We start from the raw sequence: 6,992 nt of genomic DNA, 5'->3' as shown, positions 1-6,992 counted from the left end.
CTAGCGGAAATTGCTGAAAAATTACATCGCTCAACACACTGGGGCGTAATGATAAGCGATGGTCAGCTGTATATCAGTGATGGTGATGAGCAGGTGATTGTTGCGCTTGAGTGTTGGCATGGTGAAATGCCCGAGGCATCGCTGTAGGTTAATGGGCATTACAAATAAGTGGTGCAGTGGTTCTTCGTTGCGGCTTTGAATGCACTCCAAAGCCGCGCAGCGTCATTTCGTTAACTTTCAGTCAGATAGCCAAGTTCAATCAGTGTTTCGCGGACTCGCTTTTTGATGTCTTTGGAGTTCCGTATAAAGTACCGCTGAACAGAGGTGTTTTCTGCGTCGACTTTATCCAGCATCTCGTCTTTAAGCTTACGTGCTACGTGAGCTGGCGCTAAAGGGTCAGTGACTAAACCGATAGTGTGACTGCCAAGTCTGCTTTGTATCGCCATTGTGTCCGCGTACCGGCCTGATTCAGTTACTTTGGTATAAACTTCGTTAGCTGGCAAATCATAGATGTCCGCATAAATTTCACGTAATTCGTCGAGGCCTTCCTGCAGTTCCTGATCGGTGTAATCTCGCATACTCATCGCGTGCTCTACTGAAAGTTCCGCTGTGGTCAGCGGGTTGATAACACCGTCGTAGATGTCGCGGGCTCCAACGGCTACGGTTTCCCAATACGGAGCCATTGTTTCTGTAATTTTAGGTAAAGGGTCTTTTCTAGGCCAGGATGCGATTAAGTTGTAATCTAGGTGAGGAGCTTCGGACTCCCAGCTTAGCTCGTAACTACCGTCGGGATTGGTTGTGGTAACAGGGTCTTTAGAGCTGCAACTGCCGGTTCTCTTTAAATCGGCGCAGACTTCCACGTTGCCGACTCCTTTTTCAAATATAACCTTGCCGGATACTTTAATGGTGCGGGTTTCAGGTTCATTACTAGGCTGTTCAGTAGCGCTTTCATTGCTCTGAACTTGAGTCTCTTTAACTTCGGTTTCTGAATCGGAGTCGTTGCAACCAATTAAAACCGTACTCATTAAAATAAGACCAAAAAGCTTTGTTGCCATTCCAAAATCCTTTCGAAACAAAATGTAAGTATGTATATTCACATAGCGTAGTGGAAAGTAAAAGTTAAGAAAGCGTTAAGACAAGATGCCAGATGAAATTGGAGTTCAAAATCAAACATGCAGAATTCAAATAATGTTGTCGGGAAGCAGAGTAGTTACGACGAGCCAATGAATTCACCTGAAGAGAGGGTTAAGTCGTTTATTTCCCATTGGTATGAACAATGGTTGAAAGCCGAGACAAAGAGCAAGGCTGAAGAGGGTAACGGTCAGGGGTTTGATTTTGGCTACTGGCGTGATCTTATGTCCGCTGTCGATAAAGCTCACTTCCTTGTCGGTAGTGGTTCAGGGTCTGACAATTCGTTTGGGCCCGCTGACTACGACCCGAATAACGAAAAAATCATTGAATGTGATATTCAAGGCGACTTGGCTCAGCTGCTTACCGAGCTGCACCAAGATGAGGGTAGGCCTTCAAATTATCATGCCTACGAGCTCAAGTTAGATGCAGAAAAAGACTGGAAAATAACGCGGATACATACTCTTTTTCATCCTCCCAAAAGCCCGGTTATTGCCCCTGAACAACATGCTGATATTCTTGCTATGTCGAGCTCCGCTGCTCCGTTTATGAATAGACAAGAGAATTTAAACCTTAATGAACAGACTCTTTTTCAGCAAAACCGGCGTGTCACAATCCCGCATTTAGATGAAGGAGAGACAAAACTGAAAGAGGTCGGAAAGCTCCAAATTAGCTCGGGCATTCTCGGGATTCTAGATTTTGGCTACGATATTTACCGGTTTGAACCGCTGCAACGGAGGGTAACGCCGGGCGAGTATCTTGTTGAAACGGTAACCACTCATGATCGAGTCGCTGGTATTCGGGTAAAGCTAAGTGAAAGCGAGCAGGCAGTAAAATGGTACGCGGCGAATACACCGAGCGGTAATGGAGTTTATGGTGTCGACGCTGGAAACTTGGCTATATTCGATGTTGCGAACCTTGTGGAACTAAGCCATTTGAGAAAAGAAAAGCTCTTTAACGAATGGAGCCTGGAGGGGAAAACAGAGCTGTTATCAATGACAGGGCAAGATGACTGCGTTATTTGTACCAGCGGTTTTGGCGATGGCGCTTATCCCGCATTTTGGGGAGTCAATGAGCAAGATGAAGTGGTCTCGCTGTACATTGATTTCATGATCCTTGTACAAGAAACTGAAAACGGCTCATATGAGTCGATTTAAAATATTCTGTCAGTACTTTGCAGCCTTTGAACAAACCGCTTATATTGGAAGCAGCGCTTAATAGGAAGAGGTAAGTCATTGCAACATGCATTGTTAGTGGTGAATCCGAAGAGTCGGAATGGTCACTCTGAGGTGCTAACAGAAGCTATTGATTTGCTCAGAAACTCAAGCATTGAGGTAGAGGTTTGCGTCACTGAAAGTGCATATCACATGGCTTCCTGCATTGAAAATCACCGTGAGAAAGAAGGTGTAGTTATTGTTGCCGGTGGCGATGGAACTATCAGTGCTGCGTTGGAACCGGTTTATAAAAGCAAACAAACCTTAGCCATTTTACCTATGGGTACGGCGAATGATTTCGCGCGTTCGTTAGGGCTTCCACAGGACGTAGTCGCAGCCGCACAGGCTATCATTGACGACAAGCGGGAACGCATAAACCTGGCGAAGGTGAACGATAGTTACTTTGTGAATGTTGCTCATGTTGGCTTAGGCGTAGAGGTAACCCGCGAGCTGACATCAGAAATGAAGAAATATTTCGGTGTGTTTGCTTATCTGGGAGCTTTTACCAGCGTAGTTAAACGCAATAAAAGTTTTAAAGTCGCTATAAAAGCAGATGATTGGGAAGGCTCAGTAAGAGCTATTCACCTGGCGGTGGGTAATGGTCGCTTTTATGGTGGAGGGAATATTGTCGATGATGACTCCACGTTGCTGGATGGACAACTGAATTTATTTTGTTTGAAGCCAATACGGTGGTGGCGGTTGCTATTGCTGGGGGTAAATTTCCGTCACGGTAATTTAGGAAAGGCAGAGCGCGTGGTCTGTAAAAAAGCCCGGGAAATTAGTATTAAAACTTCCAGACCCAAACAGATTCAGGCCGACGGCGAGTTTAAAACCGATACTCCGGCTGAGTTTGAAGTGATCCCAAAGGCGATTGAAGTTATTGTTGGCGATATGCCAGTGCCAAATAAAAACAAGGAATAATATGTCGATATTACGCACAGATAATCAGGCCGATAGCATGGAAATGCTGAAGTTAGTCATTGAGACAAAGGATTACTACCGTGAAATAGCGAAGGTGGTTGAAGATGATAACCTTGCTAACGAGCTTGATAGCATTGCCAGTGAAAGAGCCTCCTTTATTGAGCCGTTTGAAAATATCGTTAAGGATCTCGGCGAGCTGCCGGCTAAACCCGACCCTGATAAAGAGCTGATGCAAATAATTGAAGGGGAACTCACTCAGTTTTTCTCTGCGGATTCTAAAACCGCTATTTTGGATAAGTGCCTGCAGGAAGATGAAGAGCTGGCATCTTTGGTAAATAGCACCAAACTGGGCGAAAAGTCGGCGGAGTATCAGGAGCTACTCGACGCGTTGGCTGAGAACCTTAGTGACACAAAAAAATCAATTCAGGCGTTAAAAAATTAGTATGTAATACGGCGAGCGGGTAAATAACCTAACCTACGATTCAGAACCATTCACACCTAAATTCCTACCGCTCACGCATTCCTTGTTTGTATCTGCCGGGCGGCTGGGCTAGCTTAGCAGTCAGTTTCCTAACGGCACTGACACATGACTTTCAATAAAAAAGAAAAACTGTCGATAACGGCGCTGCTGATTATTCTCTACTTAATACCTGCAGGGCTAGAGTGGTTAGAGTTTGATAGCGAAAACTTACACGTTATTGCGATAAGCCTGTCAATTTGGCTGGCCTTTTTTTACCTCGGCCCGTTTTGGCTGTTCTACTGGACTCAACAGAACAAGCATGTTGCCCGCTTACACGTAGTGGCGCAAGGCGTGTTGTACGTTCTGATGATGTTTGCTGGCGCCAATATCGTCGGCAGACTGCATGCGCTGGCGTTTCCGCAGTACCAGTTTCCGATAAAGGAGCAGGGGCTGTCGGCATTTCTGTGGGGTGTGTTCATCTTCTCGATGACGCACATGTACCTTTTATATCAGCGCTTTGTTCAGGAGCAACGGTTGCGTAAAGAAGCTCAGCTGGCTGATTTGACCAGCCGTTTAAATCCCCACTTTCTGTTCAACTCGTTGAACACCATTTCCGCGCTTATCCACTCATCACCTGACAAAGCCGACGATGTATTGCATAAACTTTCCGACATACTGCGTTACTCCGTTGATCAGCAAAACAAGTGGGTGCCGCTGGAGCAGGAGCTTGCTGTTTGTGAAACCTATTTAACGGTTGAGAAGGCAAGGTTCACCGACAATTTGAACATTAGCTGGCAAATTGCGTCTTCGGTGGATACGCGGCAATTGAAGGTGCCGCCGTTGTTACTGCAACCGCTGATTGAGAACGTTATGAAACACGTGAAGCGCCGACCTATTGAGTTGATCATTAGCGTGCAAGTGGAGCAGGGCAAGTTGATATTCAAAGTAAAAGACAACGGTAAAGGTTTTTCTGAGCAGTCGTTGGATGAGCAATCTAGAGCTGGTAAGGGTCTCAATATTGTAAAACAACGTGTTGATATTGCAGGTGGTGAGCTGTCGCTTTGTAACGATACGTCAGAGCATGGAGGTGCGGTGTGCGAAATCACCTTACCCATTCACGCCTGCGTGTAATTATTGTCGAAGATGAAGCGCCCGCGCGCTCGAAGTTAAATACGCAGCTCTCGCAAATGGAAGGCGTTGAAGTTGTTGCGGAATGTGCTGATGCTCCTCAGGCAATACACGGCATTAATTCACTTAAGCCAGATTTGGTTCTGTTAGATATTGAGCTGGGTGAGTTGTCAGGCTTTGACGTGCTTGAAGCAATAAAGCACCCGTGCCATGTGATATTTACCACGGCTTACAGCCAGTATGCCGTGAAAGCATTTGAGAAACAGGCCTTAGATTATCTACTGAAACCCTTTGATTTGCCGCGACTGCGTCATGCTTTAGAGCGCGTAGTATTAGCGCAGCCCCAGGTTGCAGAACCCGCTACAGTGCAGCTCACTGCGAAAATCGGCGATAAAATACGCATGCTGCAATCGTCCGATATTCGATTTGTGAAAGCCTCACAGGGACTGGTAGTAGCGCAATGCCTTGAGCGCGAACACCATTTGGATGCAAGTCTGGAATCACTGTTGAGCCAGTTGCCAAGTTCCTTTTTGCGGGTGCACCGCAACAGCATCGTAAATATCCAACATATTCATCAAATAGAAAAGTGGCAAAACGGTGCGCTTTTACTTCGTTTTGAAGGCATAAACGACACCATTACGACCAGCCGACGTGGCGCTGCAACACTAAGAAAATATCTTAACTTATAACCGGAGAACAATATGAAAAAATTAGGGTTATTCGTCGCGTTGTTTATAACCACGCAGGCTTTAGCAAGCGACTTTGTGATAAACAATGTGTTGTTGCCAGACTTTCAGACACGCGAGTTAACGCCCGTTAACATTGAAGTTGCGGACGGTAAATTCAAACAAATTGTGGATAGCTCGGTCCCCTTGTCGCATGCCGATGTGCGTGACGGTAAAGGGCAAGTGATAATGCCTGCCTTTATCGATATGCACTCTCACAGCATGGGCAATTCATCGCTGGATCGTAGCGACTATCAATACATCGGTATACGCGGCACCGCGAATGCCATGTTGTATGCCGGAGTGCATGGCTGGCTCGATTTATATAGCGATGAGAATGATATTTTCGAGTATCGAGATCAGCAATTTACAGAGGAGCGCGACGAAGCCTACGTGTTTGCCGCAGGTCCCTGCTTTACCGTGCCAACCGGACACTGTGACTTTGGTGAAACGCGATTGATCAGCACACCAGAGGAGGCGGTTGCAGAGCTGAGAGATTTAAGCGGCTCCAAGCCTAATGTGGTGAAAGTTGTATTTGATAATGCCGGCAGTAAACCCACTATTGATAAGGCTACGCTTAAGGCTTTTTTGAACGAAGCAAGGCGTCTAAATATTAAGTCGGTGGTGCATATCGGTTCCTGGAGTGATATTCGCAAGGCCTCAGAATTAGGCGCTGATGCTGTTACCCATTTGCCCTGGCACGCTATGCCTGACGATATTCCCGAGCTATTGGTAAAACAGGGTACTGTCATTATTCCTACGGTGAGTGTTATAAACGAGCTACTGTATTTGCACGACTCAGGCTCCGATGAGCTTGCAGCCTCTGTACTTTCCGTTCCAATGACGGACGCATTAGTCGAGGAAGATCTGTTGAGCGACTACCCGATAACCGCAGAAAATAAAGTGTATTTTGACTGGGTTGCAGGGATAAAGGCAGATGGCGCTCTCGAAAACCGGAACGATGCGATTAAGCGTTTAGATGCCGCTGGAGTCAATATACTGGTTGGATCCGACGGTGGCAATTTCGCCGTATTCCAGGGCGTAGGCTTCCATCGAGAAATGTACTTTTTGCAGCAAATGAGTATGTCTCCCTGGGATATTGTGTTGGGCTCCACCCTTAAGGCCTACGAGTTCCTCGGCGTAGACTGGGGAATTGAAGAAGGTCGTCCTGCGCACTTCACTCTGCACGACCGCCGTATTTTTGAGGACTTAAGCCTTTCAACTGAGGTGGAGGACATTTACCTACACGGCAGAAAAGTGAGTCGAGAACCTATGCTGAATTACGCCAACCCAGGGTTCTTTCAGTACATGAAGTTGTTTTTTGGGTTTGAGGTGTAGGAGAGCGCAAAAAAGTACTGCAAAACGGTGCATAAAAGGTCAGAATTAGAAGATACCGGATGCAAAAAATTACCGTTT

7 protein-coding genes are annotated in these 6,992 nt (G+C 46.3%); 6 read left to right on the top strand and 1 reads right to left on the bottom strand.

Annotation, left to right across the window (positions count from 1 at the left end):
• Positions 1-230 precede the first annotated feature (230 nt).
• Positions 231-1,055 (bottom strand): hypothetical protein, encoded by an 825-nt coding sequence (locus tag RJ32_RS02665; RefSeq protein WP_034818850.1) that lies wholly within the window; start codon positions 1,053-1,055, stop codon positions 231-233.
• Between the two features lie 117 nt (positions 1,056-1,172).
• Between RJ32_RS02665 and RJ32_RS02660 the strand changes: the two genes are divergently transcribed.
• The 6 genes from RJ32_RS02660 to RJ32_RS02635 all read left to right on the top strand — a co-directional run bounded on the left by RJ32_RS02660 (position 1,173) and on the right by RJ32_RS02635 (position 6,914).
• Positions 1,173-2,285, top strand: a complete 1,113-nt coding sequence (locus RJ32_RS02660) for a DUF4241 domain-containing protein (protein ID WP_034818847.1) — start codon at positions 1,173-1,175, stop codon at positions 2,283-2,285.
• A 78-nt stretch (positions 2,286-2,363) separates the two neighbouring features.
• Entirely contained in the window at positions 2,364-3,263 is a 900-nt protein-coding gene (locus tag RJ32_RS02655) for a lipid kinase (protein WP_034818844.1), read from the top strand.
• Between the two features lies 1 nt (position 3,264).
• Entirely contained in the window at positions 3,265-3,705 is a 441-nt protein-coding gene (locus RJ32_RS02650; protein ID WP_034818842.1) for a hypothetical protein, read from the top strand.
• A 144-nt stretch (positions 3,706-3,849) separates the two neighbouring features.
• Complete coding sequence (locus tag RJ32_RS02645) at positions 3,850-4,854, top strand: sensor histidine kinase (protein WP_034818840.1); 1,005 nt, start codon at positions 3,850-3,852, stop codon at positions 4,852-4,854.
• Entirely contained in the window at positions 4,818-5,540 is a 723-nt protein-coding gene (locus RJ32_RS02640; RefSeq protein WP_034818838.1) for a LytTR family DNA-binding domain-containing protein, read from the top strand. Before RJ32_RS02645 ends, RJ32_RS02640 begins: the two co-directional genes overlap by 37 nt.
• A gap of 12 nt (positions 5,541-5,552) precedes the next feature.
• Positions 5,553-6,914, top strand: coding sequence for an amidohydrolase family protein (locus RJ32_RS02635; RefSeq protein ID WP_034818836.1), 1,362 nt, complete (start codon positions 5,553-5,555; stop codon positions 6,912-6,914).
• Positions 6,915-6,992 lie beyond the last annotated feature (78 nt).

Source organism: Idiomarina sp. 28-8, assembly GCF_000320945.2.
GTDB classification, from domain to species: domain Bacteria; phylum Pseudomonadota; class Gammaproteobacteria; order Enterobacterales; family Alteromonadaceae; genus Idiomarina; species Idiomarina loihiensis.
The sequence above is the reverse complement of the archived record's forward strand: the minus strand, read 5'-3'. Positions and strand labels throughout refer to the sequence as shown.

Excerpts from the sequence above, each read along its gene's own strand:
- RJ32_RS02635 (WP_034818836.1), top strand. The coding sequence starts at position 5,553 with ATGAAAAAATTAGGGTTATTCGTCGCGTTGTTTATAACCACGCAGGCT.
- RJ32_RS02645 (WP_034818840.1), top strand. The coding sequence starts at position 3,850 with ATGACTTTCAATAAAAAAGAAAAACTGTCGATAACGGCGCTGCTGATT.
- RJ32_RS02650 (WP_034818842.1), top strand. The coding sequence starts at position 3,265 with ATGTCGATATTACGCACAGATAATCAGGCCGATAGCATGGAAATGCTG.
- RJ32_RS02665 (WP_034818850.1), bottom strand. The coding sequence starts at position 1,055 with ATGGCAACAAAGCTTTTTGGTCTTATTTTAATGAGTACGGTTTTAATT.
- RJ32_RS02660 (WP_034818847.1), top strand. The coding sequence starts at position 1,173 with ATGCAGAATTCAAATAATGTTGTCGGGAAGCAGAGTAGTTACGACGAG.